General features: G+C 68.5%; 25 protein-coding genes and 1 tRNA gene. 18 read left to right on the top strand and 8 right to left on the bottom strand.

The genetic code is table 11. The annotated features are described in order from the left end of the window. Nucleotides 1-69: 69 nt before the first annotated feature. From N803_RS02555 to N803_RS02535, 5 genes are all read left to right on the top strand, one after another. A tRNA-Met gene (locus tag N803_RS02555) sits at nt 70-146 on the top strand. Between the two features lie 111 nt (nt 147-257). After that, complete coding sequence (locus tag N803_RS02550; protein ID WP_052111702.1) at nt 258-1,049, top strand: enoyl-CoA hydratase/isomerase family protein; 792 nt, start codon at nt 258-260, stop codon at nt 1,047-1,049. A gap of 229 nt (nt 1,050-1,278) precedes the next feature. Further along, entirely contained in the window at nt 1,279-2,688 is a 1,410-nt protein-coding gene (locus N803_RS02545) for an NAD(P)/FAD-dependent oxidoreductase (RefSeq protein ID WP_211253439.1), read from the top strand. 59 nt (nt 2,689-2,747) lie between these two features. Beyond that, nucleotides 2,748-4,034, top strand: a complete 1,287-nt coding sequence (locus tag N803_RS02540) for a M16 family metallopeptidase (protein WP_035902338.1) — start codon at nt 2,748-2,750, stop codon at nt 4,032-4,034. Beyond that, on the top strand, nt 4,031-5,389 hold the full coding sequence (locus N803_RS02535) for a M16 family metallopeptidase (protein WP_035902337.1): 1,359 nt from the start codon (nt 4,031-4,033) through the stop codon (nt 5,387-5,389). Before N803_RS02540 ends, N803_RS02535 begins: the two co-directional genes overlap by 4 nt. Nucleotides 5,390-5,398: 9 nt before the next feature. Here the strand turns inward: N803_RS02535 and hisN are convergent, their stop codons facing one another. Further along, nucleotides 5,399-6,181, bottom strand: a complete 783-nt coding sequence (hisN, locus tag N803_RS02530; protein WP_052111699.1) for a histidinol-phosphatase — start codon at nt 6,179-6,181, stop codon at nt 5,399-5,401. 206 nt (nt 6,182-6,387) lie between these two features. Between hisN and N803_RS02525 the strand changes: the two genes are divergently transcribed. The 5 genes from N803_RS02525 to N803_RS02505 all read left to right on the top strand — a co-directional run bounded on the left by N803_RS02525 (nt 6,388) and on the right by N803_RS02505 (nt 12,432). Further along, nucleotides 6,388-8,043, top strand: a complete 1,656-nt coding sequence (locus N803_RS02525; protein WP_035902335.1) for a peptide ABC transporter substrate-binding protein — start codon at nt 6,388-6,390, stop codon at nt 8,041-8,043. A gap of 279 nt (nt 8,044-8,322) precedes the next feature. Further along, the gene (locus N803_RS02520) at nt 8,323-9,252 is read left to right on the top strand and encodes an ABC transporter permease (protein WP_035902334.1); all 930 of its coding nucleotides are present in this window, start codon (nt 8,323-8,325) and stop codon (nt 9,250-9,252) included. After that, entirely contained in the window at nt 9,245-10,165 is a 921-nt protein-coding gene (locus tag N803_RS02515) for an ABC transporter permease (RefSeq protein WP_035902333.1), read from the top strand. Before N803_RS02520 ends, N803_RS02515 begins: the two co-directional genes overlap by 8 nt. Nucleotides 10,166-10,181: 16 nt before the next feature. Then, the gene (locus N803_RS02510) at nt 10,182-11,213 is read left to right on the top strand and encodes an ABC transporter ATP-binding protein (RefSeq protein ID WP_035902332.1); all 1,032 of its coding nucleotides are present in this window, start codon (nt 10,182-10,184) and stop codon (nt 11,211-11,213) included. Beyond that, nucleotides 11,206-12,432: an ABC transporter ATP-binding protein gene (locus tag N803_RS02505; RefSeq protein WP_035902331.1), complete on the top strand. Its 1,227-nt coding sequence runs from the start codon at nt 11,206-11,208 to the stop codon at nt 12,430-12,432. The genes N803_RS02510 and N803_RS02505 overlap by 8 nt, the downstream gene beginning before the upstream one ends. 153 nt (nt 12,433-12,585) lie before the next feature. On the opposite strand, the gene rsgA is transcribed toward N803_RS02505, so the two are convergent. From rsgA to N803_RS02490, 3 genes are read right to left on the bottom strand one after another with little or no spacing between them, the layout of a single operon-like run. Continuing rightward, nucleotides 12,586-13,617, bottom strand: a complete 1,032-nt coding sequence (rsgA, locus tag N803_RS02500) for a ribosome small subunit-dependent GTPase A (protein ID WP_035902329.1) — start codon at nt 13,615-13,617, stop codon at nt 12,586-12,588. Next, complete coding sequence (aroA, locus tag N803_RS02495; protein ID WP_035902328.1) at nt 13,617-14,912, bottom strand: 3-phosphoshikimate 1-carboxyvinyltransferase; 1,296 nt, start codon at nt 14,910-14,912, stop codon at nt 13,617-13,619. Before aroA ends, rsgA begins: the two co-directional genes overlap by 1 nt. Next, a complete protein-coding gene (locus tag N803_RS02490; protein ID WP_035902327.1) occupies nt 14,899-15,438 on the bottom strand; it encodes a DoxX family protein in 540 nt (179 codons plus the stop codon). The genes aroA and N803_RS02490 overlap by 14 nt, the downstream gene beginning before the upstream one ends. A gap of 114 nt (nt 15,439-15,552) precedes the next feature. Here N803_RS02490 and N803_RS02485 point away from each other — a divergent pair, with 114 nt between their 5' ends. Next, nucleotides 15,553-16,395, top strand: a complete 843-nt coding sequence (locus N803_RS02485; protein WP_035902326.1) for an SOS response-associated peptidase — start codon at nt 15,553-15,555, stop codon at nt 16,393-16,395. Then, nucleotides 16,392-17,024: an alpha/beta hydrolase family protein gene (locus tag N803_RS02480; protein ID WP_035902325.1), complete on the top strand. Its 633-nt coding sequence runs from the start codon at nt 16,392-16,394 to the stop codon at nt 17,022-17,024. The genes N803_RS02485 and N803_RS02480 overlap by 4 nt, the downstream gene beginning before the upstream one ends. A gap of 10 nt (nt 17,025-17,034) precedes the next feature. Here the strand turns inward: N803_RS02480 and N803_RS02475 are convergent, their stop codons facing one another. Continuing rightward, nucleotides 17,035-17,574: a ferritin gene (locus N803_RS02475; RefSeq protein WP_035902324.1), complete on the bottom strand. Its 540-nt coding sequence runs from the start codon at nt 17,572-17,574 to the stop codon at nt 17,035-17,037. A 159-nt stretch (nt 17,575-17,733) separates the two neighbouring features. Between N803_RS02475 and N803_RS02470 the strand changes: the two genes are divergently transcribed. Both N803_RS02470 and rsrA read left to right on the top strand, forming a co-directional pair. Beyond that, nucleotides 17,734-18,360, top strand: a complete 627-nt coding sequence (locus N803_RS02470; protein ID WP_035902323.1) for a sigma-70 family RNA polymerase sigma factor — start codon at nt 17,734-17,736, stop codon at nt 18,358-18,360. A gap of 5 nt (nt 18,361-18,365) precedes the next feature. Beyond that, entirely contained in the window at nt 18,366-18,626 is a 261-nt protein-coding gene (gene rsrA / locus N803_RS02465; RefSeq protein ID WP_035902701.1) for a mycothiol system anti-sigma-R factor, read from the top strand. An 82-nt stretch (nt 18,627-18,708) separates the two neighbouring features. Here the strand turns inward: rsrA and N803_RS19150 are convergent, their stop codons facing one another. Further along, entirely contained in the window at nt 18,709-18,783 is a 75-nt protein-coding gene (locus tag N803_RS19150; RefSeq protein WP_009775747.1) for a 50S ribosomal protein bL37, read from the bottom strand. A 165-nt stretch (nt 18,784-18,948) separates the two neighbouring features. On the opposite strand from N803_RS19150, the gene N803_RS18215 reads away from it, so the two are divergent. From N803_RS18215 to N803_RS02455, 3 genes are read left to right on the top strand one after another with little or no spacing between them, the layout of a single operon-like run. Continuing rightward, on the top strand, nt 18,949-19,086 hold the full coding sequence (locus N803_RS18215) for a hypothetical protein (RefSeq protein ID WP_156969629.1): 138 nt from the start codon (nt 18,949-18,951) through the stop codon (nt 19,084-19,086). Between the two features lie 16 nt (nt 19,087-19,102). Next, nucleotides 19,103-20,347 (top strand): HD-GYP domain-containing protein, encoded by a 1,245-nt coding sequence (locus tag N803_RS02460; RefSeq protein WP_035902322.1) that lies wholly within the window; start codon nt 19,103-19,105, stop codon nt 20,345-20,347. Then, complete coding sequence (locus N803_RS02455; RefSeq protein ID WP_035902321.1) at nt 20,344-21,633, top strand: HD-GYP domain-containing protein; 1,290 nt, start codon at nt 20,344-20,346, stop codon at nt 21,631-21,633. Before N803_RS02460 ends, N803_RS02455 begins: the two co-directional genes overlap by 4 nt. Nucleotides 21,634-21,696: 63 nt before the next feature. On the opposite strand, the gene sodN is transcribed toward N803_RS02455, so the two are convergent. Beyond that, nucleotides 21,697-22,098 carry a superoxide dismutase, Ni gene (gene sodN, locus N803_RS02450; RefSeq protein ID WP_035902320.1) on the bottom strand — a complete coding sequence of 134 codons (402 nt, stop codon included), beginning with the start codon at nt 22,096-22,098 and terminating at the stop codon, nt 21,697-21,699. A 63-nt stretch (nt 22,099-22,161) separates the two neighbouring features. After that, nucleotides 22,162-22,521, bottom strand: coding sequence for a S24 family peptidase (locus N803_RS17830; protein WP_211253438.1), 360 nt, complete (start codon nt 22,519-22,521; stop codon nt 22,162-22,164). A gap of 172 nt (nt 22,522-22,693) precedes the next feature. On the opposite strand from N803_RS17830, the gene N803_RS02440 reads away from it, so the two are divergent. After that, nucleotides 22,694-23,851 (top strand): NAD(P)-dependent malic enzyme, encoded by a 1,158-nt coding sequence (locus N803_RS02440; RefSeq protein ID WP_035902319.1) that lies wholly within the window; start codon nt 22,694-22,696, stop codon nt 23,849-23,851. Nucleotides 23,852-23,863: the final 12 nt, after the last annotated feature.

Here is a 23,863-nt window from a genome sequence, read left to right as displayed (position 1 = left end):
CCGATTTGGCGCTCACGCCACCGTCACGTAACCTAGGGGTACCGAGAGGCCGCAAGGTCACTCACCCGACGCGGGGTGGAGCAGCTCGGTAGCTCGCCGGGCTCATAACCCGGAGGTCGCAGGTTCAAATCCTGCCCCCGCTACCAATGTGATGTCGCGAGACATCGACGACAAAGGACCTACGGCAACGTAGGTCCTTTGTCGTTTGTCGGGGCAGACGTGCTTGATGAGGCAGGCCCTTGTGAACAATGGGCGGCATGACGACCGCGACGACATCCCTCATCCGACTCGAGCGTCACCCCAATGGTGTGGCCGAGGTGGTCCTCGATCGACCGGAGGCGATGAATGCCGTTTCGACGGCCATGGCCACGGCGCTGCGGGAGGTGGGGGAGACCCTGCGCGCGGATGTGTCGGTTCGGGCCGTCGTGCTCACCTCGAGCCACCCCAGGGCCTTCTGCGTCGGCGCGGATCTCAAGGAGCGCAACGGTCTCAGCGATGACGAGCTCCGGGCCCAACGACCGGGCAACCGGGTCGCGTACCGGGCACTGCTCGACCTGCCGGTGCCGACGGTCGCAGCCGTCGGTGGGTTCGCCATGGGTGGCGGCTGCGAACTTGCGTTGACCTGCGACCTCATCGTCGCGGGGGAGGGTGCAGTCTTCGCTCTGCCCGAGGTCTCGGTGGGTGTCATCCCCGGTGCCGGTGGCACCCAACTTCTCGCTCGACGGGTCGGCTGGTCGCGGGCCGCGGACGTGGTCTTCACAGCACGCCGGTTGGACGCGGCGGAGGCCTATCGCATCGGACTTGCCGACCGGCTCGTGACCGACGCCCGGGAGGCTGCGCTCGAGCTGGCCGCCACGATCGCCGGCCACTCTCCGGTCGGTGTGCGCAACGCGAAGGCCGCCATGAGGGTTGGCCTCGACCTCCCGCTCGACGAGGGTCTCGACGTCGAGGACGCGCGCTGGCACGACACGGCTTTCAGCGCCGACCGGGCCGAAGGGGTACGCGCCTTCGCCGAGAAGCGACCGCCCCAGTGGCCCGGCCTGGGCTGAGCGTGTCCGGCGCCCGATCCGGCCGTGCGGGAGTGTGATGAGACAGACGCCCTCCAAGGGCGGAGATGGTGTCGAGCGTGGGTCCAGATCCGATAGCATGGGTGCACCGATCAGGACTCCACACCACTGGTCGCACCACACCACAACGGCGTGTCGTCACTCTGACGGCGCGCCGTTTCTCGTTCGGTCACCGCGTGACGACACGCGGTGATGCCCCAGGAGGCACAGCATGGCCCCGCATCGCGTCGTCGTCATCGGCTCCGGCTTTGGAGGCCTGTTCGGCACCCAGGCGCTCAAGCGTCGCAAGGACGTCGAGGTGACCCTGATCGCCAAGACGACGCACCACCTTTTCCAGCCGCTGCTCTACCAGGTGGCCACGGGCATCCTGTCCGAGGGTGCGATCTCGCCCAGCACGCGCGAGATCCTCTCGGGGCAGAAGAACGCTCGGGTCATCCTCGGCACGGTCACGGACATCGATCTCGATGCCAAGACCGTGACCAGCGAAGTCCTGGGGCGTGAGTCCGTGACCGAGTTCGACACGCTCCTCGTCGCTGCCGGCGCCGGACAGTCCTACTTCGGCAACGACCAGTTCGCCGAGTACGCCCCGGGCATGAAGAGCATCGACGATGCCCTCGAACTGCGCGGCCGCATCTTCGGCGCATTCGAGTGGGCCGAGCTCGCGACGGCGCCGGCCGAGCGCGACCGCTACCTCACCTTCGTCGTGGTCGGCGCAGGACCAACGGGTGTCGAGATGGCCGGCCAGATCGCCGAACTCGCCCACCGCACCCTCAAGCGCGACTTCCGCGCGATCGACACGCGTCAGGCCCGCATCGTCCTCGTCGATGCGGCTCCGCAGGTCCTGCCGTCCTTCGGTGACCGTCTGGGTGGAGCGGCCCGAGACCGGCTGACCCGAATGGGCGTCGAGGTGGAGCTCGCGACCAAGGTGGTCGGCGTCGACGCCACCGGAATCAACATCGAGAAGGCCGATGGCACCCACGCCCGCATCGAGGCCGCCACCAAGGTCTGGGCGGCCGGCGTGCAGGGTTCGGAGCTGGGCGCGATGCTCGCCGAGCAGTCGGACGCCGAGCTCGACCGCGCAGGTCGGGTCAAGGTCAACCCCGATCTCACCCTGCCGGGCCGACCCGACGTCTACGTCGTGGGCGACATGATGGCGCTCGACAACCTCCCCGGTGTCGCGCAGGTCGCCATCCAGGGCGCCCGCTACGCCGCGAAGCACCTCAAGGCCCGCCTCGACGGCAAGTCCGACCCGGCACCCTTCTCGTACTTCGACAAGGGGTCGATGGCGACGATCTCCCGGTTCAGCGCCGTGGCCAGCGTCGGCAAGCTGCGCTTCTCGGGCTTCCTCGCCTGGCTGCTCTGGCTCGGCATCCACATCGTCTACCTCATCGGCTTCAAGCAGCGGGTCACGACCCTCCTCCACTGGGCCGTGAGCTTCATCGGACGCGGTCGTGGTGAGCGCACCGTGACCGCGCAGCAGATCCTCGCGCGCAACATCATCAATGCGATGGCGCCCGAGGACCTCCCCAAGCTGCCCATCGTCGAGGCCGATCACGTCCCGGCCCCGGCAGGGGACCCGGCGGCCACGACGCAGGAACCGCAGGCCGAACGCGCGAGCTGAGCGGCCGGCATACGCGAGGGTTTCTCAACGACGCCCGACCCGCCACGTAGGGTGGCGGCATGCCGCTCGACTACCCGATCCACGAGCGCACGCTGCCCAACGGGCTGCGCGTCGTCGTCTCGCCGGACACCAGCGTCCCCAACGTCACGGTCAACATCTGGGTGGGTGTGGGCTCACGCCACGAGGTGGTGGGGCGGACCGGCTTCGCGCACCTCTTCGAACACCTCATGTTCCAGGGGTCGCGCAATGTTGCGAGCGGTGAACACTTCGAGGCGCTCATGGCTCAGGGTGGACGCCTCAACGCGACGACGTGGTTCGACCGCACGAACTACTTCGAGACCGTGCCCAAGGGTGCGCTGGAACTCGCGCTCTGGCTCGAGGTCGACCGCCACGGGCATCTCCTCGACGCCGTGAACCAGGCCAACCTGGACAACCAGCGTGACGTCGTGAAGGAGGAGAAGCGGCAGCGCTACGACAACCAGCCCTACGGCAACGCGCTCATCGACGTCTATGCCGCGGTCTTCCCCGAGGGGCATCCCTACCACCACTCGACGATCGGTTCGATGGAGGACCTCGACGCAGCCAGCCTTGAGGACGTCCACGCCTTCTTCCGTCGTCACTACGCGCCGGACAACACGGTGTTGACGTTGTGCGGCGACATCACGCCCGACGACGGATTCGCCCTCGTGGAACGCTATTTCGGCCCGATCGCACCCCATCCCGAACCACGTCGCGGTCCGGTCGACGCCCTGATGCCGCTCACCGCACCGGTGCGCGTGGAGCGCCGCGAAGAGGTGCCCAACGACCGCCTGCACATCGCCTTCCGGCTCCCGGTCGACGAGACCGAGGAGTTCGCGGCTGCGAGCCTGGCACTTGACGCACTCGGCGGTCTGGCGTCCTCGCGACTCGTGCGTCGCCTCGTCCGCAAGGAGCAGACCGCGCTCGGCGTGCACGCCACGTCGTGGGGCTTCGTCGACGGTGTCTCGCTCGGCTTCGTCGTCGTCGATGTCGCCACCGAGGCCGATGCCACCAGTGTCGAGTCCGCCCTGCTCGAGGAGTTCGAGCGCTTCGCCGTCGAAGGGCCCACCGAGGCGGAGCTGGAAGCCGCCCTCGCCCAGGCCGAACGTTCGTGGCTGTCCATGCTCGCGAGTCAGGAGGAGCGTGCCGACGCCCTGTCCCACTACGCGCTCCTCCACGGTGAGCCCCAGCTCATCAACACACACCTCGACCGACTCCGCGCGGTCACACCCGAGCAGGTGCGCGCCGCGGCTGCCCAATGGCTGCGTCCCGAGAGTCGAGCCGTGGTCGCCTATCTCGCCGAAGTCGACACGGAGGAGGTCGCGTGAGCGCCGCCGCACTGCCCCGCCCGGACGTCACGCCTCCCGAGGCCTGGGCCTTCCCGATGCCGTCAGAGTCCCTGACGGACAACGGAATTCGCGTTCTTTCGTATGCCGTTCCCGGCCAGTACGTGATCTCCTTGCGTCTCGTCGTGCCCCTGTCCCTCGCAGACGAGCCGCTGGACCGGGAGGGTGTCGCGGTGATGACGGCGCGACTGCTCGACGAGGGCACGGCTCAGCACACGAGCGACGAGTTCGCCGAGCTGATGGAGCGGACCGGCATGGTCCTCGGGGCATCGGTCACCGATGGCGCGCTGAGCGTCGACGTCGACGTGCCACAGCGGTTCCTGCCGCAGGCGCTCGATCTGATGCGGCAGGCCCTCGCGGAGCCGGCATTCCCCGAGGCGGAGGTGCGGCGCATCCTCCGGAGCCGCCTCGCCGAGATCGAGCAGGAGCGCGCCTCGGCACCTCACCGTGGAGCCCGCGAGATGACGTCGCAACTCTGGGCATCCTCCGAACGGGCATCCCGCCCGACAGGGGGAACGGTCGCGTCGATCAGGGCCCTGACCCGCGACGACATCGTGGAGTTCCACCGGGCCCACGTCGGGCCTCGGGGCGCGACTCTTGTCGTGGCCGGGGATCTCACCGGACTCGACGTCCCGCACGTCGTCGAGACCGGCCTGGGGTCCTGGCACAACTCCTCGCACGTGGAGCCGTCCCCGGTTCGGGCGCCGCTCCCGGCTGGAGGGGGGACCCGGGTCGTCCTCGTGGACCGGCCCGGCTCGGTCCAGAGCGAACTCATCGTCGCCGCACCCGGACCCGACCGTTCCGCGCCGTCGGGCTGGGAGCCCTACCCCGTCTTGTCCTTCATCGTCGGGGGATCGCCGAGCGCACGTGTCGACGCGGTGCTGCGCGAGGACAAGGGCTACACCTACGGCATCCGTGCGGGGTTCCGGCCGCGTGCCCGGGGAGGGTCCTTCGTGACCTCGGGCTCAGTGCGAGCCGATGCCACCGTCGATGCCCTCCGGCTCCTGGTGGACATCCTGGCGAAGGCGCGAGAAGGGTTCTCGGACAGGGAGATTCGCTCTGGCATCGACTTCGTCGTCCAAACCGCACCGGGGCGCTATGCCACGGCGGACGCAGTTGCGGACGAGGCCTCTGCGCTGGCCATCGAGCACCTTCCCCTCGACTTCCAGACACGGACGCTGCAACGCATGGGTGAGCTGGACGACGAACGGTTGCGGACGGCATACGCCGAAGTCGTGACGGGGGAGTGGGTCATCGTCGTGGTCGGGGACGCGGCGTCGCTGCGCGACGGCATCGAAGGTCTGGAACTCGGCTCGGTGACAGTCGTCCCGAACTGAGCCCCGGCGTCACAGCCCGATGCGGGACAGGACCTCGTCGTGCAGCAGGCCATTGGTCGCCACGGCGTTGCCGCCGAACGGCCCGTCCTCGCCCTTGAGCGACGTGAAGCGGCCGCCCGCCTCCGTGACGATGGGGACGAGCGCCACCATGTCGTGGAGGTTGAGCTCCGGCTCGGTCGCGATGTCCACCGCTCCTTCGGCGAGGAGCATGTAGGACCAGAAATCCCCGAAAGCACGCTCGCGCCAGCAGTCGCGGGCGAGGTCGAGCAGTGACTCCTGGCGACCGACGGCCTCCCACGACCGCGCGGAGCTGTAGGACAGCGAAGCGTCGGAGACCTTGGCAACCCTGGACACGGAGATCCGCTTGGCGGAGGTGAGGCTGCGACCGGCCCACGCGCCACTGCCCACCGCGGCCCACCAGCGACGGTTGAGCGCCGGTGCGGCGACGAGGCCGAGCACCGGCTTGCCGTCATCGATGAGGCCGATGAGCGTGGCCCACACGGGCACACCTCGCACGAAGTTGTGCGTGCCGTCGATCGGGTCGATGACCCACTGGCGCGGACCGTGGCCCGTGGTCTCCATCTCCTCACCGATGACGGCGTCCCGCGGGCGCGTGCGCTTGAGCTGGGCCCGGACGAGTTCCTCGGCGCTCCGATCGGCGTCGCTGACCAGCGTCAGATCGGGCTTGGACTCCACGTGGAGGTCCTCGGCACGGAAGCGAGAGACGGTCACCCGCTCCACGGCGTCCGCGAGGACGTGGGCGAGGCGCAGGTCGTCGTCATAGGTCGGCACGTCCGTCACCGTAGCCTCTCAACTCCCACTCGGAAGGGTCACAATCGGGTCTCGGGTCGGTCACGCACCTCCCACGAGTCGCCGATGTGGTCTTACATGGGGGTCGCGTGCCCTTCCGGGGCATGCGGGGGCCACCCGACCGGGATCGGCTCTCACTTGATGTCCGTTCACTTCCCTGGGCGGCTTTTACACGTAGGAGGACATCCATGCGAGGAACCACTCGCACGGTGGCCGTTGCCGGTATTTCCGCGGCAGCCCTGCTTCTCGCAGGCTGTGGCGGCGGCGGCGACGACGAGACGACTGACACTTCGGCCGCCAAGACCGGCGGCTCGATCTCCGTTCGTGGCTGCAACCCCGAGAACCCCCTCGTCGCGGGCAACACGTCCGAGACCTGTGGTGGCAACGTGCTCGACGTCATCACCGCCAAGCTGATCAAGTACAACGTCGAGACGGCCGCCCCGGAGATGGACATCGCCGAGTCGATCGACACGACCGACAACCAGAACTTCACGGTCAAGCTCAAGAAGGACTACAAGTTCCACGACGGCACCGTCGTCAAGGCGAAGAACTTCGTTGACGCCTGGAACTACACCGCGTACGGCCCCAACGCCCAGCTCGGTTCCTACTTCTTCGAGCCGATCGAGGGCTACGCCGACCTGCAGTCGGAGGACCCGGACGGCGAAGAGGGCCCGCAGAAGGCTCCGGAGCCCAAGGCCAAGACCCTCTCCGGCCTCAAGGTCGTTGACGACAACACCTTCACCATCAAGACCACGGGCAAGGTCTCGAACCTCCCCGTGCGCCTTGGCTACTCGGCCTTCGCCCCGCAGCCGGACGCGTTCTTCGCGGACCCCAAGGCCTTCGGTGACAAGCCGATCGCTGCCGGCCCGTACAAGCTGGACAGCTGGACCAAGAACGCCGAGATCAAGCTCTCGAAGTTCGCGGACTACAGCGGCTCCGACAAGGGCAACGTCGACAACATCACGTTCAAGATCTACCAGGACAGCGGCGCCGCGTACGCCGACGTCCAGGCGAACCAGCTCGACGTGACCGACGAGGTCCCGGCCAGCGCCCAGATCGACGACAAGTACAAGCAGGACCTTCCGGACCGCAACCTCCAGAAGCCTGTCGGCGTCATCCAGACGATCACCACGGCCCCGGCCGCTGTGGACCCGAACTACGGTCCCGAGATCCGCAAGGCCATCTCCATGGCGATCGACCGCGAGGGCATCATCAAGGCCATCTTCAACGGCACGCGTGAGCCCGCCACCGGCTGGGTCTCCCCGGTCGTCGACGGCTACAAGGCCGACGTCTGTGGCGAGTTCTGCAAGTTCGACCCGGCCAAGGCCAAGGCGCAGCTCGCTGCCGCTGGCGGCTTCAAGGGCGGCAAGATCACCCTCTCCTACAACGCTGACGCGTCGCACAAGGAGTGGACCGAGGCCACCTGCAACAGCATCAAGAACGCTCTCGGTGTTGACTGCGTCGCCACCGGGGTCGTGGACTTCTCCACCTTCCGGACCCAGATCCACGACCGGAAGATGAAGGGCATGTTCCGCACCGGTTGGCAGATGGACTACCCGTCGATCGAGAACTTCCTCGCGCCGCTGTACGGCAAGGGTGCCTCGTCCAACGACGGTGACTACAACAACCCGGCGTTCGACGCCAAGCTCGCCGAGGCCGCTGCGGCCACGGACGGCGCCACGTCGAACAAGCTCTACCAGGAGGCCGAGGCGATCCTCGCCAAGGACATGGCGACGATCCCGCTGTGGTACTCCACCACCACCATGGGTTGGTCCGACAAGGTCACCAACGTCAAGGTCACGCCGTTCGGTGTGCCGCACTACGCGGGTATCTCGCTGAAGTGACCCCGCGGTGTCGGGTGAGCACCTGACCCGATACAGAGCAGGCTGTCGGCCTGCCGGCACTCGCCGGCAGGCCGACAGCATGCCGGGGGCACTTCCCCAACCCAGGGGTGCCTTCGCCCCCCAGACGTGTGACCCGCCTCATTGCCCATCGGTGGTCAGGTATGTTGCAAGTCTGGCCCGGCCCACGAGGCCATATCAGACTTCACGAGACGAGCCATTGCCGTCTCGAGGCGCCCGCTCGTCATCACGATGCGGGCCGACCCTGACCCAGGAGGTGACATGGGCAAGTACATCGTCCGGCGACTGCTGCAGATGATCCCGGTGGTTCTGGGAGCAACCTTCATCATTTTCGCCATGGTCTTCGCCCTGCCCGGAGACCCAACAGCCGGAAAGTGTGGTGAGCGTCCGTGCTCGCCGGAGTACGTCGCGAAGTTCCGCGAGGAGCACAACCTCAACGACCCGCTGCCCGTGCAGTACGGCAAGTACCTCGGCAAGTTCGTCCAGGGTGATCTCGGCACGAATTACTACGGGATCCCGGTCAAGGAAGACCTTGCCAAGCGCTACACGATCACCGGACGGCTCGCGCTCATGGCCATTGCCTTCGAGGCGGTCATCGGCATCCTCGCCGGTGTCCTCGCCGGTGTCCGAAAGGGAAGGTTCATCGACAACCTCGTCACGGTGAGCACCCTCTTCGTCATCTCCATCCCGGTCTTCGTCATCGGCGTGTTCATGCAATACCTCTTCGGGATCAAGTGGGGCATCTTCCCCGCCACCGTGCCGAGCCTCGAGGCCTCGACCTACTCCCTGATCCTTCCCGCGTTCGTCCTCGGATCGCTCTCGATCGCGTACGTGGCCCGCCTGACGCGAACCAACCTCGTGGAGAACCTGCGCGCCGACTACGTCCGGACCGCTGTCGCCAAGGGTCTGACCAAGAAGCGCGCCGTGGGTGTGCACACCCTGCGCAACTCCCTCATCCCCGTCGTGACCTTCATCGGCGCCGACTTCGGTGGCCTCCTCGGTGGTGCCATCGTCACGGAGCGCATCTTCAACATCCAGGGAGTGGGTGGCTACATCTGGAAGGGCATCAACTCCCGTGACGGTGTGGCCGTCGTCTCGACGGTGACCGTGCTCGTCATCGTGTACCTGCTCGTCAACCTGCTCGTGGACCTGCTCTACGGCGTGCTCGACCCGAGGATCAGCCATGACTGAGACCATTGCCGCTACCGTCCAGCCGGGTGCGTCGGACGACGTCGGCGAGGCCCGCTCCCTCACTCAGGACGCGTGGCGTTCGCTGCGCAAGAACAAGATCTTCTGGTTCTCGGTCCTGCTCATCGGGCTGTTCGTGCTCATGGCGATCTGGCCGTCCCTGTTCACCAACAAGGACCCCGGCTTCGGTGACATCAGCAACGTCCGTGAGCGTCCGAGCAGCGCCCACTGGTTCGGCACCGACACGCAGGGCTACGACATCTACGCCCGCACGATCTACGGAGCACGCGCCTCGATCATCGTCGGCATCATGGCGTCGCTGACGACACTGCTCCTCGGCGGCCTGATCGGCGTCCTCTCGGGCTTCTACGGTGGATGGTTCGACGCCCTCCTCTCACGGGTCACGGACATCTTCTACGCCATTCCGCTTCTCCTCGGCGGGATCCTCTTCATGGCGAGCTTCCCCAACGGCCCCAACTCGAGTTATTTCCTCGTGGTCGCCAAGGTCGTGCTGGTGCTGTCGATCTTCGGCTGGCCGACGATCGCGCGTCTCATGCGATCGAGCGTCCTCCAGGTCAAGCCCAACGAGTACGTCCTGGCTGCGCGGGCGCTAGGTGCGAGCCCGTGGCGGATCATCCGGTCACACATCCTCCCCAACGCGCTCGCACCCGCGATCGTGGTGGCGACGATCAACCTCGGTGTGTTCATCGTTGCCGAGGCGACTCTGTCGTTCCTCGGCATCGGGCTCACGCCGCCGGCGATCTCGTGGGGTGTGGCCATCAGCGATGCGTTGAGCGCCATCCGCACCTACCCGCACGTCCTCTTCTTCCCGAGTCTGTTCCTCAGCCTCGCGGTCCTGGCGTTCATCCTGCTCGGCGATGCCGTGCGCGACGCCTTCGACCCGAAGTCCCGATGAGCAGGAGGAGCCACCAGTGACCACCACCACCAAGTCCGCCGCGCCGGCGTCGAGCTACAAGCCCGACGCGGACGGCCGCCTGCTCGAAGTGGATGACCTCCACGTCGAGTTCCACACCCCAGATGGCATCGCCAGGGCCATCAACGGCGTCTCGTTCGACCTCCATGAGGGCGAGACACTCGCGATTCTCGGCGAGTCGGGGTCGGGCAAGTCCGTGACCGCTCAGGCGATCATGGGCATCCTCGACATGCCCCCGGCTGTCATTCCGTCCGGATCGATCCGCTACTGCGGCCAGGACCTCCTCACGATGCCCGAGGAGCAGCGGCGCAAGGTTCGCGGACCGGAGATCTCGATGATCTTCCAGGACGCCCTCAGCTCCCTCAACCCGACCTTCCCGGTCGGCTGGCAGATCGGTGAGATGTTCCGGCAGCACCGGGGCATGAACAAGTCCGACGCCTACGCCCAGGCTGTTCGGCTCATGGAGCGCGTCGCCATCCCGGCGGCCAAGGAGCGGGTCAAGAGTTACCCGCACCAGTTCTCGGGCGGTATGCGCCAGCGCATCATGATCGCGATGGCGATCGCGCTCGACCCGGCCGTGCTCATCGCCGATGAGCCGACGACCGCGCTCGACGTGACCGTCCAGGCGCAGATCATGGCCCTGCTCGCCGAGCTCCAGGAAGAGCGGAAGATGGGGCTCATCCTCATCACGCACGACCTGGGTGTGGTCGCGGACGTCGCCGACCGTGCGGCCGTCATGTACGCCGGTCGCATCGTGGCGCGCGCCGGGATCGAGGACCTCTACGCGCAGCCCGCGCACCCCTACACGCGTGGCCTGCTCGAGTCGATCCCGCGTCTGGACCAGAAGGGCCAGACGTTGGCGGCCATCGGTGGCCTCCCGCCGAACCTCACGCGCATCCCGCAGGGGTGTGCCTTCAACCCGCGTTGCCGGATGGCCCAGGACATCTGCCGTACCGAGCTCCCGGCTCTGCGCCAGGTAGGCCAGCAGCAGTCCGCATGCCACTTCGCCGAGGAGGTCCTCAATGGCTGACGTCATCCTCAAGGCTGACAACCTGTTCAAGCACTACCCGATCAAGGGCGGCGTGCTGCGCCGCACGGTCGGCCACGTCAAGGCCGTCGACGGGGTCTCGTTCGAGCTCCAACGCGGCGAGACCCTCGGCATCGTGGGCGAGTCCGGATGTGGCAAGTCCACGCTCGGTCGCGTCCTCATGCGCCTCGAGGAGCCGACGTCCGGCACGGTGAACTTCGACGGTGTCGACATGTACTCGCAGAGCGGGTCGGCGATGCGCAAGATGCGTCGCGACATCCAGATCGTGTTCCAGGACCCCTACACGTCGCTCAACCCGCGCAAGACGGTCGGCGACATCATCGGGGAGCCCTTCGAGATCCACCCGGACGTCCTGCCCAAGGGCGGTCGCAAGGCGGCGGTCAAGGAACTGCTCGACCTGGTGGGCCTCAACCCGGAGCACATCAACCGCTACCCGCACCAGTTCTCGGGCGGTCAGCGGCAGCGCATCGGTATCGCCCGCGGCATCGCGCTGCGGCCCAAGGTCCTCATCTGCGACGAGCCGGTCTCCGCGCTCGACGTGTCGGTGCAGGCCCAGGTCATTAACCTCATGGAGAAGCTGCAGGACGAGCTCGGCCTGTCCTACATCTTCATCGCGCACGACCTGTCCGTGGTCCGTCACATCTCCGACCGTGTCGGCGTGATGTACCTCGGTCGCATGGTCGAGCTCGGCACCGAGGAAGAGATCTACCAGCGTCCGACGCACCCCTACACGCAGGCCCTGCTCTCGGCGGTTCCGGTTCCGGACCCGACGATGCGCGGCAAGCGTGAGCAGATCGTCCTCACCGGTGACGTTCCGTCGCCGGCGAACCCGCCCTCGGGCTGCCGCTTCCACACGCGCTGCTTCAAGGCGCAGGATCGCTGCAAGACCGAGGACCCGGAGCTGCTGTCGCGCCCGGACGGTCACGGGGAGCACCGCTCCGCGTGCCTCTTCGCCGAGCCCCGCGTCATCGTCGAGACCATCGACGTCACCGACCTGGAGCCGGACGCGCGCTTCGCCTCGACCGAGACGGTCGACCAAGACGCGTTCGCCGGTGGCGACGGTCGCCTGCCGGCCGACGCCACGTCGGTCGTGGAGCGCTCGCACGCCACGGGCGAGTCGGAGGGTCCCCTGGACCGCCCGAACGACACCCACCGGCTGATCGACAACGACCCGGCCGAGAAGCGGGACCCGAGCGTCTGATTCGGGTCACCACGCACCATCCGGTATGCCGTCCGCTCACCCGAGCGGGCGGCATACCCTTTTTGTCGTTGCCCGTCTTTGTGCCCTGCACGGACCTGATCCGTCGGCCGAGGCCCCTTCAGTGTGTCCGTGCCGGGCACAAAGACGGAGAGGTCAGTCGCCGGCCTGGGTCTGCCTCGTCCGCAGGAGGCGTCGGAGTGACTCGAGTCGGGACGGTCCGGCCGGCCCGGCGTGGCCCTGGGCCACCCACTCGTCGAGGGCGCACTCCTCTTCGTCGTGGCTGCACCCACGGGGGCACTCGTCCGTGCCTTCCTCGAGGTCGGGGAAGTGCGTGATGATCCGCTCGGGGTGGACGTGCGCGAGGCCGAACGAGCGGATGCCCGGGGTGTCGATGACCCAGCCATCACCGTCGGGCAACTGCAGGGCGACGGCGGAGGTGGACGTGTGCCGCCCTCGACCGGTGACGTCGTTGACCACGCCGGTGGCCCGATAGGCCCCCGGGACAAGGGCATTGACGAGGGTTGACTTGCCGACGCCGGAGTGGCCGACGAGGACGCTCACATGCCCGCGGAGGGCGTCGCGGACGGCGTCGAGCCCGTCGGTGCCGCCCGCTTCGGGGGTGGCGGTGATGACCGCAGGCACTTCGAGCGGGGCGTAGTTCTCGAGGAAAGGGCCGGGGTCGGCGAGGTCGGCCTTGGTCAGGGCGAGCAGGGGGGACATCCCCGCGTCATAGGCGGCGACGAGGCACCGGTCGATGAGGCGGGGCCGGGGTTCGGGGTTGGCGAGCGCCGACACGACGACGAGCTGGTCGGCGTTGGCGACGATGACGCGCTCGACGGGGTCGGTGTCGTCGGCGGTCCGGCGCAGCAGGGTGGTGCGCTCGTCGATCCGCACGATCCGCGCGAGCGCGTCCGGGCTGCCGGACACGTCGCCGACGAGGAAGACGTGATCCCCGACGACGATCCCCTTGCGCCCGAGCTCGCGCGCCCGCATGGCGAGGACGGTGCGTTCGGCCCTGCTGCCGGGCTCCATGAGTACGGTGTAGCGGCCGCGGTCGACACCGATGACCATGCCGGGCACGGCATCGAGGTGCGCCGGGCGGTCCTTGGACCGCGGCCGGCTGCCGCGCTTGTTGGGGCGGATCCTGACATCGGACTCGTCGTAGTCGCTCGCCGAGCGGGCCATCAGGCGGTGCGTCCCTCGGATGGGCGTTGGCCGAGCATGGCGGTCCACAGCTCGGTGAAGGTAGGCAGGGTCTTGGCGACCGTGCCGACGTCCTCGATGACCAGACCGGGGACGGCGAGGCCGAGAACCGCCGCGGCCATCACCATCCGGTGGTCGGCATAGGTGTGGAAGGTCGTGGGGGAGAGGCGGCGCGGCACGATGTGCAGACCATCCTCGGTCTCGGTCACGTCGGAGCCGAGCGCGCCCAGCTCGTGGGCCAACGCGGCGAGCCGGTCGGTCTCGTGTCCTCGGATGTGCGCGACGCCCCGGATGAGGGTCGGCCCGTCGGCGAGGGCGGCCAACGCGGCGACGACCGGTGTGAGTTCGCTGGCGTCGTGGAGGTCGACGTCGATGCCGGTGAAGCCGTCGACGGCGCTGACCGTGAGTCCGTCCCGCCCCAGGATGACGTCTGCGCCCATCTCGTCGAGCACGCCACGGATGGCGTCCCCGGCCTGGGTCGTGTGCTGTGGCCACCCGGGCACGCGCACTCGACCTCGCGTGACCAGGGCGGCGGCGAGGAAGGGGGCGGCGTTGGAGAGGTCCGGTTCGATCTGGACGTCGAGCGGATTGAGCGGGCCGGGTTCGACACGCCACGTGTCCGGTTCGCTGTCGTCGACGTCGGCTCCGGCGTCACGCAGGGCCTCGACGGTCATGTCGAGGTGCGGCTGGCTCGGGACCGGCGGGCCCTCGTGGTGCACGGTGACGCCGTCGTCGTAGTGGGCACCCGACAGCAGGAGGGCGGAGATGAACTGGGACGATGCCGAAGCGTCGAGCGTGACCGAACCTCCCCGGACAGAGCCGGAGCCCGTGACCGAGAAGGGGAGTGAGCCACGGCCGCCGTCATCAATGACGACGCCCAGCGAGCGCAGTGCTTCGAGAGCTGGACCCATCGGCCGCGTGCGGGCGTGAGGATCCCCGTCGAAATGCACCTCTCCGGATGCCAGGGCCGCGAGTGGGGGCATGAACCGCATGACCGTTCCGGCCAGACCGCAGTCGATGCGGGCCGGTCCGAATCCCTGCCCCGGGGTCACGAGCCAATCGTCGCCGTCGTCCTCGATCCCCGTGCCCAGACCCTTGAGGGCCTCGACCATGAGCAGGGAGTCACGCGAACGCAGCGGCGCCCGCAGCCGCGAGACACCGCCGGCCCGGGCCGCCAGGATGAGGAAGCGGTTGGTCAGAGACTTGCTGCCGGGGAGTTCGACCGTCGCATCGACGGGTCCCTCGGCCGCGGGGCTGGTCCAGTCAGGTGAGGGCATTCTGCGCCTGTGCGGCCTTCAGACGGGCCTCGCGCCGTGCGGCCTTCGCGGCGTGCTTGGCCTCGCGACGGGTGGTGCGGGCGGTGCGCTGGGCGCTCTCACCGGCCAGCCGCGCGCGATAGGCCAGGCTCGGCTTGCCATCCGTGTCGACGGCTGCGAGCAGCAGTCCGCCGAGGAGGCCGAGGTTCTTGAGGAACTGGACCTTCTGCTGGGCCCGGACCTGTGGGTCGGACTCGTTCCAGAACGGGTGGGCGGCCAGGGTGGTGGGAACCAGGGCTCCGGCGAGGACGGTCGACGCGATGCGGGGGACCCGGCCCGTGGCGAGGAGCGCGCCGCCGCCCACCATGGCCACGCCGTTGGCGCGGACCAACAGCTCGGGGTCGTCCGGCAGGCCGACCTTGGCCGCCTGATCGAGCACGGGGCGAGCGGCCTTGGCCTTGGCCCCCGGGTGCTTGAGTTGGTCGAGCCCTCCCACGACGAACATCGCGGCGAGCATCGGACGGGCAACGCGACGCACCAAGGACATGCGTTCTCCTCTGGGTCGAACGGATCGTGGACCTTCTCCTACCGTAGTCGGAGGGGCCACATCCGTGTTCGCGAGTGTCGCAGGCTGTCGGCGGCCGTGCGTAGATTTGGCCCTATGTGCGGGCGATACGCGGCCACGGCCAACCCTGACGAGTTGACCCTCGAGTTCGAGGTGGACGACGACCGCACGACCGATCCGACGCGGAGCGTCCTCGTCAACCCGCAGTCGCCCCCTCCGGCCACGCCCGACCACAACATGGCACCGACCAAGCAGGCGCCGGTCGTGCTGACGCGCACCCCACGCGGCGACGACTCCGCGGACCCCACGCGTCAATTGCGGCTGCTCACCTGGGGCCTCGTCCCGAGTTGGGCCAAGGACCCGAAGTCAGGGGTGCGGATGATCAACGCCCGCGCCGAATCGGTGCTGGACAAACCGGCATACGCCAAGGCCGCCGCGCGTCGGCGCTGCATCGTCCCGGCTCAGGGGTGGTACGAGTGGCAGGTGTCGCCCACGGCGACCGACGCCAAGGGCAAGCCGCTCAAGCAGCCCTTCTTCACCTCGCGAGCCGATGGAGCGAGCTGCGCCTTCGCCGGGCTCTACGAGTTCTGGCGCGACCCCGCCGTCGCCGACAACGACGATCCGGCCGCCTGGCTCACGACCTTCACCATCATCACGACAGAGGCCGAGCCCGGGCTGGATCGCATCCACGACCGCCAGCCGCTCGTCCTCGAGGCGGACGAGTGGTCCTCGTGGCTCGACCCGGGGCTGACCGACCTCGACCGGATCGCGGCCCTGCTCGAGCCCCACGCGGCGGGGCGCTTCACGGCATACCCCGTCTCTCGGGCGGTGAGCAGCAACCGATCCAACGGCCCCCAGCTCCTCGACCCCCTGCCCGCCAGCGAGTTGCACGGAGTGGTCGATCCCATGACCGGCGAGATCATCGGGTCGCCGGCATGACCGCGGCACGGCTCGTCGAGATCGACACCCCACTGGGGCCGGCCCACGCCCACGTTTCACGCCCGCCGCGTGCCCGAGGCACCGTCGTGCTCACCCACGGAGCAAGCGGCCGCCTCTCCGGCGCCGACCTCCTCGCCGCCAGGGACGGACTCGTGGGTGCCGGCTGGGCCGTCGCGTTCGTGCAGCAGGCGTGGGGCGTCGCAGGACGGCGTATGCCGCCGCGTCCCGTTCCGCAGGACGAGGCCTGGCTGCCGATCGTGGAGACGTTGCGTAGCGGCCGCGGCAAGCTCCCCGGTCCGCTCGTGCTCTCGGGCAAGAGCAACGGAGCGCGTGTGGCCTGCCGGACTGCTGCCAACCTCGGGGCCGACGGGGTCCTGTGCCTGTCGTTCCCGCTGCACCCGCCGGGCAAGCCGGAGGTGTCCCGCGCCGACGAACTGCGTCTTCCGGTCGCGGCCGAGATCCCGCTGCACGTGATCCAGGGGGAGCGGGACCCGTTCGGCACGCCCGGTGAGGTGCGCGCGGAACTGGCCGACCCGGCATACGTCACCGCAGTGAAGGGTGAGCACACGATCAGGGCGACGGGTCCACTCGCCGAGGCGGCGGTGGCTTTCGTCGAGTCGCTGCTCTAGCGGGCGGTGCTCAGAGCGCGCCGCCCGCTGCCTCCGGCGCGGAGCTGTCGGCCGGCTCGGACTGGTTCTCGCGGGCGAGGTGCTCCTCGATCTGGAACCAGTCCTCTCCGGCGCGCTCGGTGATCGTGAGCAGCGAGTTCATGGACGAGACCTCCTCGACCTGCTCCTTGAGGAACCAGAGCATGAACTGCTCGCTGAGGACGTCGCCCTCGTCACGAGCGGCACGGAAGAGCGCCTCGCACTGCTCGGTGACGTTCTTCTCCTGCGCGAGAGCGAGCGAGATCGGCTCGGCCGGCTTGTCGAAGGCGTTGCGCACGGCGTCGACGCCCGGAATCTCGACGCCCCAGTCACGGTCGAGCATGTAGCGGACCATCATCATCGCGTGGTTGCGCTCCTCGACGCTCTGGGCGTAGAAGCGCTCGGCCAGCCGGGGGAGGTCCTGGTCGTCGAACCAGATGGCGATCGCGATGTATTGCTGGCTCGCCGTGAACTCGTGGCGGACCTGCTCGCCAAGCAGCCTGACGAAGTTGGAGGGGGTCGACGTGGTCATGGCCAAACGCTACACGCGGGGAATGACGCCCCCACCCGACACGTTGACTCCCATGTCCCACGCGCCGGCAGCCCGGTGCATCCGCGTCACCGAGAGGTCTGGCCCGTGCTCGTTCTGCACACGACATCGCCTGCAGAGACAGGTCTAGGGTGGAGTGCGATGACCACTCCACAGACCACCAGCGACGAGCCGACCGTGGACGTCGCCACCGAGACCCCCGCCGAGCGGCAGGCCCGGTTCGAGGCCGAGGCGCTGCCCCTGCTCGACCAGCTCTACGCCGCCGCGATGCGCACGACGCGCAACCCGGCCGATGCCGAGGACCTGCTGCAGGAGACCTACGCCAAGGCCTTCGCGGCGTTCCACCAGTACAAGCCCGGCACCAACCTGCGTGCGTGGATGTACCGGATCCTCACCAACACCTACATCAACAGCTACCGCAAGAAGCAGCGCGAGCCGCTCCAGTCCGATGCCGCCGAGGTCGAGGACTACCAGCTGGCCCGCGCGGAGTCGCACACCAGCACCGGACTGAAGTCGGCCGAGGCCCAGGCGCTCGATCACCTGCCGGACACCGAGATCAAGCGTGCGCTCCAGGAACTGCCGGAGGACTTCCGGATGGCGGTCTACCTCGCGGACATCGAGGGCTTCGCCTACAAGGAGATCGCCGACATCATGGGCACGCCCATTGGCACCGTGATGTCGCGCCTGCACCGCGGACGGCGCCAGCTCCGCGAAATGCTGACGGAGTATGCCGCCGAGCGCGGCTTCGGCAAGGAGGTCTCGTCGTGAACGAGATGCACAACCAGGACCACGCGGACTGCTCCGAGGTCCTCCACCGGATCTACGAGTACCTCGACGGCGAAATGCAGCCCTCGGATGTGGCTCGGGTGGCCCAGCACCTCGAGGCCTGTGGCCCGTGCCTCGACGAGCACGACCTCGACCGCGCCGTGAAGGCTGCCGTCCGCCGTTCGGAGGAGCAGCAGGCCTGCCCCGACCAGCTCCGCGTCCAGATCATGCAGCGCATCACGATGGTCCGACTCGAACTCGACGGCTGAGCAGCCGCGACTGGACCGACGGACACAGCGAAGGGCCGATCACCGTGAGGTGATCGGCCCTTCGACGTCTGCTGCGCAGTGCTCAGGCGTTGGGCTTGCGGCCGTGGTTGGCCTTGTTGCCCTTGCGCGAGCGGCGCTTGCGGGCGCGCTTGCTCATGGGGACTCCTTGAGGTCGGGAATGAACAGTGACCGGTGCCCTGCACGTTGCCCAGGGCTTCGCAGATCACTCGTCCTCTACATTGTCGCACACGCAAAAACCGTGGAAGTATGGAGCAACTGACCCCCAGCTTCCCTGGCTGGGGCCCGTGAAAGGTTCAACTCCATGCGCGCCATCCGCACCCTCGCCGCAGCAATCGTGCTGGCTGCCCTGTCCGCCCTCGGTGCTTCCTCGGCCTCCGCCGCCCCCGCTGACGGTGCGTCGGCACGTTACGTCGTGCAGGGCGACACCTGGCAGTGGTGACCACACCCTCAACACTTTGAGTCGCAGGGCCCTCTCACCGCGGTTCACGAAGCACGGCACCCCGCTCTACATCGCTGGCGTTGTCGTCCTCGCGGTCGGGCTGGCACTCCTCTGCCATCGGCGGTACGGCCTTCCTGAAAACTGGTGGGCGCTGGGAATTCTGGCGCTGCTCGGTGCCCTGACCTGGTGGCTGCCCGCGACCTCCAGTGATGGCAGGGTCCACTTCACCGCCGACAACGTGGTGATCCTGGCCGCGATCCCCATCATCGGCCCGCTGGGGACCGGCCTGGTGAGCCTCATCATGGCCGCGACCACGAGGCGCAGCATGGCGCTGCAGCGCCGGATCTTCAACACGGCCGCGGTGTCTGCCTCGACGATGCTCAGTGCGGTCGCCTATGACCTCGCCCAGGGGTCATTCGAGGCTGCCTCGCTCAAGGGGCCGCTGGAACTCATGTGGCACGTGGGTGCACCCATCGTCGTGGCCGACCTGGTACTCCTCGTCACGAACGCGGTGCTGGTCGCCATCGTGATCCGCCTGTCGGCCGGCGTGCCGGTCCGGCTCCAGGTCGTGGACATGTTGACGAGTTCGGGGCTGACCCAGTTCGCCTACGGCATCATCGCCTTCCTCGTGGTCGTCATGTGGCTGCCGGGACAGCTGGGCGCCGTGTCGGTGCTCGTCGCCCTGGCCCCGCTGGCCGGGGCGCGGTGGGCGCTGCTCCAGTACGGCGATGAGCGCGCAGCCCGGGAACGGGCCCTCGGGGCCCTCGTGACGGCCATCGAGACCCGCGAACCGGCGCTCGAGGGCCACAGTGAACGTGTCTCGGTGCTGGCCGCCCGGATGGCTCAGGACCTCGGGCTGGGCCCGATGGTGGTCGCGGACGTCCGAACGGCCGGCCTGCTCCACGATCTGGGTCGGGTGGCGGTCGCTCCACGTCAGCGCGACGAGGCACCCGGCGCGTTCGCCCCTCGCGGCGCCGCCATGTTGCAGGGGCTGCCCTTCCTCGCGGGTGCCACCGCAGTCATGGAGGGCGCGCTGAGAGTCGGGTCGGGCGACGAGGTGTCGATCGCCTCGGAGATCGTGAGGGCCGCCGACGAGTACGACCTGCTGCTCCACGGCGACGAGGACGTTGACGCCGCCGCCGCGCTGGACTCGCTACGGTCGACCCTGCACGGGGAGTCGGGTGGCCGAGTCCTCGCAGCGCTGACGAGAGCAGTGCGGGTGCAGGACGGATACGACGCCGGGGGGTCCTTCGCGCCATGACCTCGAAGTCCACCAGCCGGGTCGAGCGACTCGTCCTCGCGATCGCGATCGCGATGGTCGTCTGGGCCGTCGTGTCCGGCTACGACGGTCTCCTCGCCGCGGTCGGCGACCACAGTGTCGTGTTGGGCTCCTTCCTGGTCGTCATCGCGGTGGGGGAGCTGTTCCGAGTGCGTATGCCGTCGGGTCGAGTCGCCGCGCCCGTCGCCACGGGGTCGGCGCTGGCGCTCGCGCTCCTCGGGCCGGTCTACAACCGCGCAGACCTCGACGTCTCCTCGGGCGTCGTCACGCTCGTCCTGGCGGCGGCTCTCGTGCTCGCCATGGTCATCCGCAAGGCCCTGAAGCGGTCCACTGAGTGGTACTTGGTCGCGGCGCGGACCATCGGTGCGACGGTCACGGCGTGGCTGGTGCGGATCGGGTCGGACGGAGGGCACGGAGTCTGGGCCTGGCAGGTGAATGCGGAACGCCCGTCCTGGCTCGTCGCCGTCGTCATGCTGCTGGCCGCCGCAGTCGGGCTCTACATCGACCTCGTGCTCACGGCCCTCGTCCGCGCGCGCCGCAAGGGTCTGCCGGGTGCCGTCACATTGCGTGACGAGTTGGGGGAGGCCCAGGCGCTCACCCTGGGAGTGCTCGCGGCCGGTCCGCTCGTCGCCTTCCTGGCCCCGGTAATCGGGTTGGCGGCCCTTCCCCTGGGCCTGCTTCCCATGGTGCTCACCTATGTGGCGGTGCGTCGCTACACGAACAATCGCGCCACCTATCGCCAGACCATCGGCACCCTTTCGCGGCTCACCGAGGTCGCCGGCTACACCCCGACCGGTCATGCGGCCCGAGTCGCAGCGAGGTCCGTGACCATTGCCCGAGTCCTCGGGATGCACGCCCAGGAGATCCAGGACCTCGAGTACGCCGCCCTCCTCCACGACCTCGGGCAGGTGGGTTTGCGGTCGCCCATCCCCGAGGGGGCGACGGTCATGACCTCACCGGACGACCAGCGTCGGATTGCGTCCGAGGGCGCTCGGATCGTGCGGCGCACCGAAGTCCTGGACCACGTGGCCGACCTGATGGAGCGCCAGACGACACCGTTCCGGCACGTGCGCGAGTGGGGGGAGCAGATCCCCGTGGAGAGCCGGATCATCAAGGTGGCCAACGCGTTCGACGACTACTCGCACGGGCGCGCCGATCAGGCCTCGGTCGACGCGGCGCTCGAACGGATTCACCTCGGACTGGGCTATGAGTACGACCCCGAGGTCGTCGAGGCCCTCATCAGGACCGTTCAGGAGCAGCGGATCTGACCCGAGCACGACGCAGCCCCCGGAGCCTCTGCTCCGGGGGCTGCGTCATGGGTGACAGGAAGGTCAGGCCTTCTTGGTCTCCTTGAAGATCGCGTCGATCTCGTCGATCTTCGCGAGCAGCTCGTCCGCCTTCGCGGCATCGAACTCACCCTTGGTGCCCGATGCGCCGGCGAGCTTGGTCGCCTCGTTGATCAGGGTGTGAAGGTTCGGGAACTTCTCGAAGTGCGGCGGCTTGAAGTAGTCGGTCCAGAGCACCCACAGGTGCTCCTTGACGAGCTGCGAGCGCTGCTCCTTGATGACGACCGCGCGGGTGCGGAAGTCCGGGTCGTCGTTGTCCGCGACCTTGGCGATGATCGCCTTGATCGACTCCGCCTCGATCCGGGCCTGGGCGGGGTCGTAGACGCCGCAGGGCAGGTCGCAGTGGGCGCTGACATCGGTGACGCTGAACAGAGCGGGGAGGCGCATGAACGTCCCTTTCGTTGGGCGGATAGTCGGCCGGTCCCAACTTACAACGCGGCCTGCGGCCGTTCAGCGGGTATGCCGCGTGGTGAGGATTCGGGGTCGCGGCCAGAGCCGTGCGGGGGCGGTCGCCAGGACGTCGTCGTCCGTGAGTGAGCCGACCTCGAAGGAAGTGACGCCCTCCCGGGGATTGTCCGAGTCGATCCACCACCGCTCCGGTGCGGCGGGGTCGCGGCGCGACACCCGCTTGATCGAGAGGGGGCGCGGCCGTCCATCGGCGTCCGGCGGGAGGCGGACCACGGCGATACGGCCCGGGCGCGCTCGTCGGCCCCACCACGTCAGGAGGAGGTCGCCCTCGGCGAGGGTCGGCTCCATGGAGCGACCCCGCACCCGCACGACCCGGGGACGGGGCAGGTGGGGGAGCGGCACGAGCCGATTGTGGCATTGAGCACGCTCGAGAGTCGCAGACGCAGCCGTCGAAGACGTGCGAGGATGGCCGGGCGCGGCACACCTCCCGCCCTCCGCCGACCCGCACCTGGGATTCGGCCACCGGCACCGATCGTTCGGTTGCCCCACCATCTCCACGTTGGGAGTTCCCGTCATGTCCGCGTCCCCGCTGTACTCGAGCTTTGACTTCGAGGGTCCGGTGTTCCGTGCCCACGAGGGCGGCAAGCTCGGCGTACACGCGACGCAGCCGCTTCGGGACCGGGACGACCTCTCCCTCCTCTACACGCCCGGTGTCGCCGACGTGTGCCGCGCCATCGCGGAGGACGCCTCGCTCTCCGCTCGCTACACCGCCCGGCGCAACACCGTCGCCGTGATCACCGACGGCACGGCGGTGCTCGGCCTGGGTGACATCGGTCCGCTGGCCGCGATGCCGGTCATGGAGGGCAAGGCGATCCTCTTCAAGCATTTCGGTGACATCGACGCAGTGCCCGTGTGCATGGAGACCGGTTCCATCGATGAACTCGTCGATGCCATCGCGCGGATCGCACCGTCCTACGGCGGCATCAACCTCGAGGACATCTCGGCCCCCCGGTGCTTCGAGATCGAGGCACAGCTCAAGGAGCGCCTCGACATTCCGGTCTTCCACGACGACCAGCACGGCACCGCGATCGTCGTGCTCGCCGGGCTCATCAACGCCGCCAAGGTCGTGGACCGGGCCCTCGAGGACCTCCGGGTCGTCGTGTCCGGTGCCGGTGCTGCCGGCGTCGCCGTGACCCAGCTCCTCCAGCGGGCCGGAGTGCGCGACGTCGTCGTCTGTGACTCGCGGGGCATCATCTCGCCGTCGCGGAGCGACCTCACCGGTCACAAGCACCGCATTGCCGCGTCGACGAACCCGCGGGGACTGTCCGGTCAGCTCGCCGTGGCCCTCGACGGCTCCGATGTCTACATCGGTGTCTCGGGTGGCACGGTCCCCGAGTCCGAGGTCGCCCTGATGGCGGAGAACGCCATCATCTTCGCGCTCGCGAACCCGGACCCCGAGGTGCACCCCGACGTCGCCCACCGGCACGCCGCGGTCGTCGCGACCGGTCGGTCCGACTTCCCGAACCAGATCAACAACGTGCTGGCGTTCCCGGGCATCTTCCGGGGCGCTCTCGATTCGGGCGCCGCCCAGATCACCGAGGCGATGAAGCTCGCCGCCGCCGAGGCGATCGCCGCGATGGTGCCCGAGCCGACGGCCGAGGAGATCGTCCCGAGCGTGTTCGCGCCCGGTGTCGCGGACACCGTGGCTGCGGCAGTCGCCCGACTCGCCTGAATCCGGGTCTGA

The sequence above is a fragment of the Knoellia subterranea KCTC 19937 genome (assembly GCF_000768685.1).
In the GTDB taxonomy this organism is placed as follows: domain Bacteria; phylum Actinomycetota; class Actinomycetes; order Actinomycetales; family Dermatophilaceae; genus Knoellia; species Knoellia subterranea.
The sequence above is the reverse complement of the archived record's forward strand: the minus strand, read 5'-3'. Positions and strand labels throughout refer to the sequence as shown.

Coding starts and splice junctions, on each gene's coding strand:
- N803_RS02440 (WP_035902319.1), top strand. CDS start 22,694: ATGTCCGCGTCCCCGCTGTACTCGAGCTTTGACTTCGAGGGTCCGGTG.
- N803_RS02505 (WP_035902331.1), top strand. CDS start 11,206: ATGGCTGACGTCATCCTCAAGGCTGACAACCTGTTCAAGCACTACCCG.
- N803_RS02540 (WP_035902338.1), top strand. CDS start 2,748: ATGCCGCTCGACTACCCGATCCACGAGCGCACGCTGCCCAACGGGCTG.
- aroA (WP_035902328.1), bottom strand. CDS start 14,912: ATGCCCTCACCTGACTGGACCAGCCCCGCGGCCGAGGGACCCGTCGAT.
- N803_RS02550 (WP_052111702.1), top strand. CDS start 258: ATGACGACCGCGACGACATCCCTCATCCGACTCGAGCGTCACCCCAAT.
- N803_RS02475 (WP_035902324.1), bottom strand. CDS start 17,574: ATGACCACGTCGACCCCCTCCAACTTCGTCAGGCTGCTTGGCGAGCAG.
- rsrA (WP_035902701.1), top strand. CDS start 18,366: ATGCACAACCAGGACCACGCGGACTGCTCCGAGGTCCTCCACCGGATC.
- N803_RS02490 (WP_035902327.1), bottom strand. CDS start 15,438: ATGTCCTTGGTGCGTCGCGTTGCCCGTCCGATGCTCGCCGCGATGTTC.
- N803_RS02470 (WP_035902323.1), top strand. CDS start 17,734: ATGACCACTCCACAGACCACCAGCGACGAGCCGACCGTGGACGTCGCC.
- N803_RS02520 (WP_035902334.1), top strand. CDS start 8,323: ATGGGCAAGTACATCGTCCGGCGACTGCTGCAGATGATCCCGGTGGTT.
- N803_RS02455 (WP_035902321.1), top strand. CDS start 20,344: ATGACCTCGAAGTCCACCAGCCGGGTCGAGCGACTCGTCCTCGCGATC.
- N803_RS02485 (WP_035902326.1), top strand. CDS start 15,553: ATGTGCGGGCGATACGCGGCCACGGCCAACCCTGACGAGTTGACCCTC.
- N803_RS02525 (WP_035902335.1), top strand. CDS start 6,388: ATGCGAGGAACCACTCGCACGGTGGCCGTTGCCGGTATTTCCGCGGCA.
- N803_RS18215 (WP_156969629.1), top strand. CDS start 18,949: ATGCGCGCCATCCGCACCCTCGCCGCAGCAATCGTGCTGGCTGCCCTG.
- N803_RS02545 (WP_211253439.1), top strand. CDS start 1,279: ATGGCCCCGCATCGCGTCGTCGTCATCGGCTCCGGCTTTGGAGGCCTG.
- sodN (WP_035902320.1), bottom strand. CDS start 22,098: ATGCGCCTCCCCGCTCTGTTCAGCGTCACCGATGTCAGCGCCCACTGC.
- rsgA (WP_035902329.1), bottom strand. CDS start 13,617: ATGGCCCGCTCGGCGAGCGACTACGACGAGTCCGATGTCAGGATCCGC.
- N803_RS02515 (WP_035902333.1), top strand. CDS start 9,245: ATGACTGAGACCATTGCCGCTACCGTCCAGCCGGGTGCGTCGGACGAC.
- N803_RS02480 (WP_035902325.1), top strand. CDS start 16,392: ATGACCGCGGCACGGCTCGTCGAGATCGACACCCCACTGGGGCCGGCC.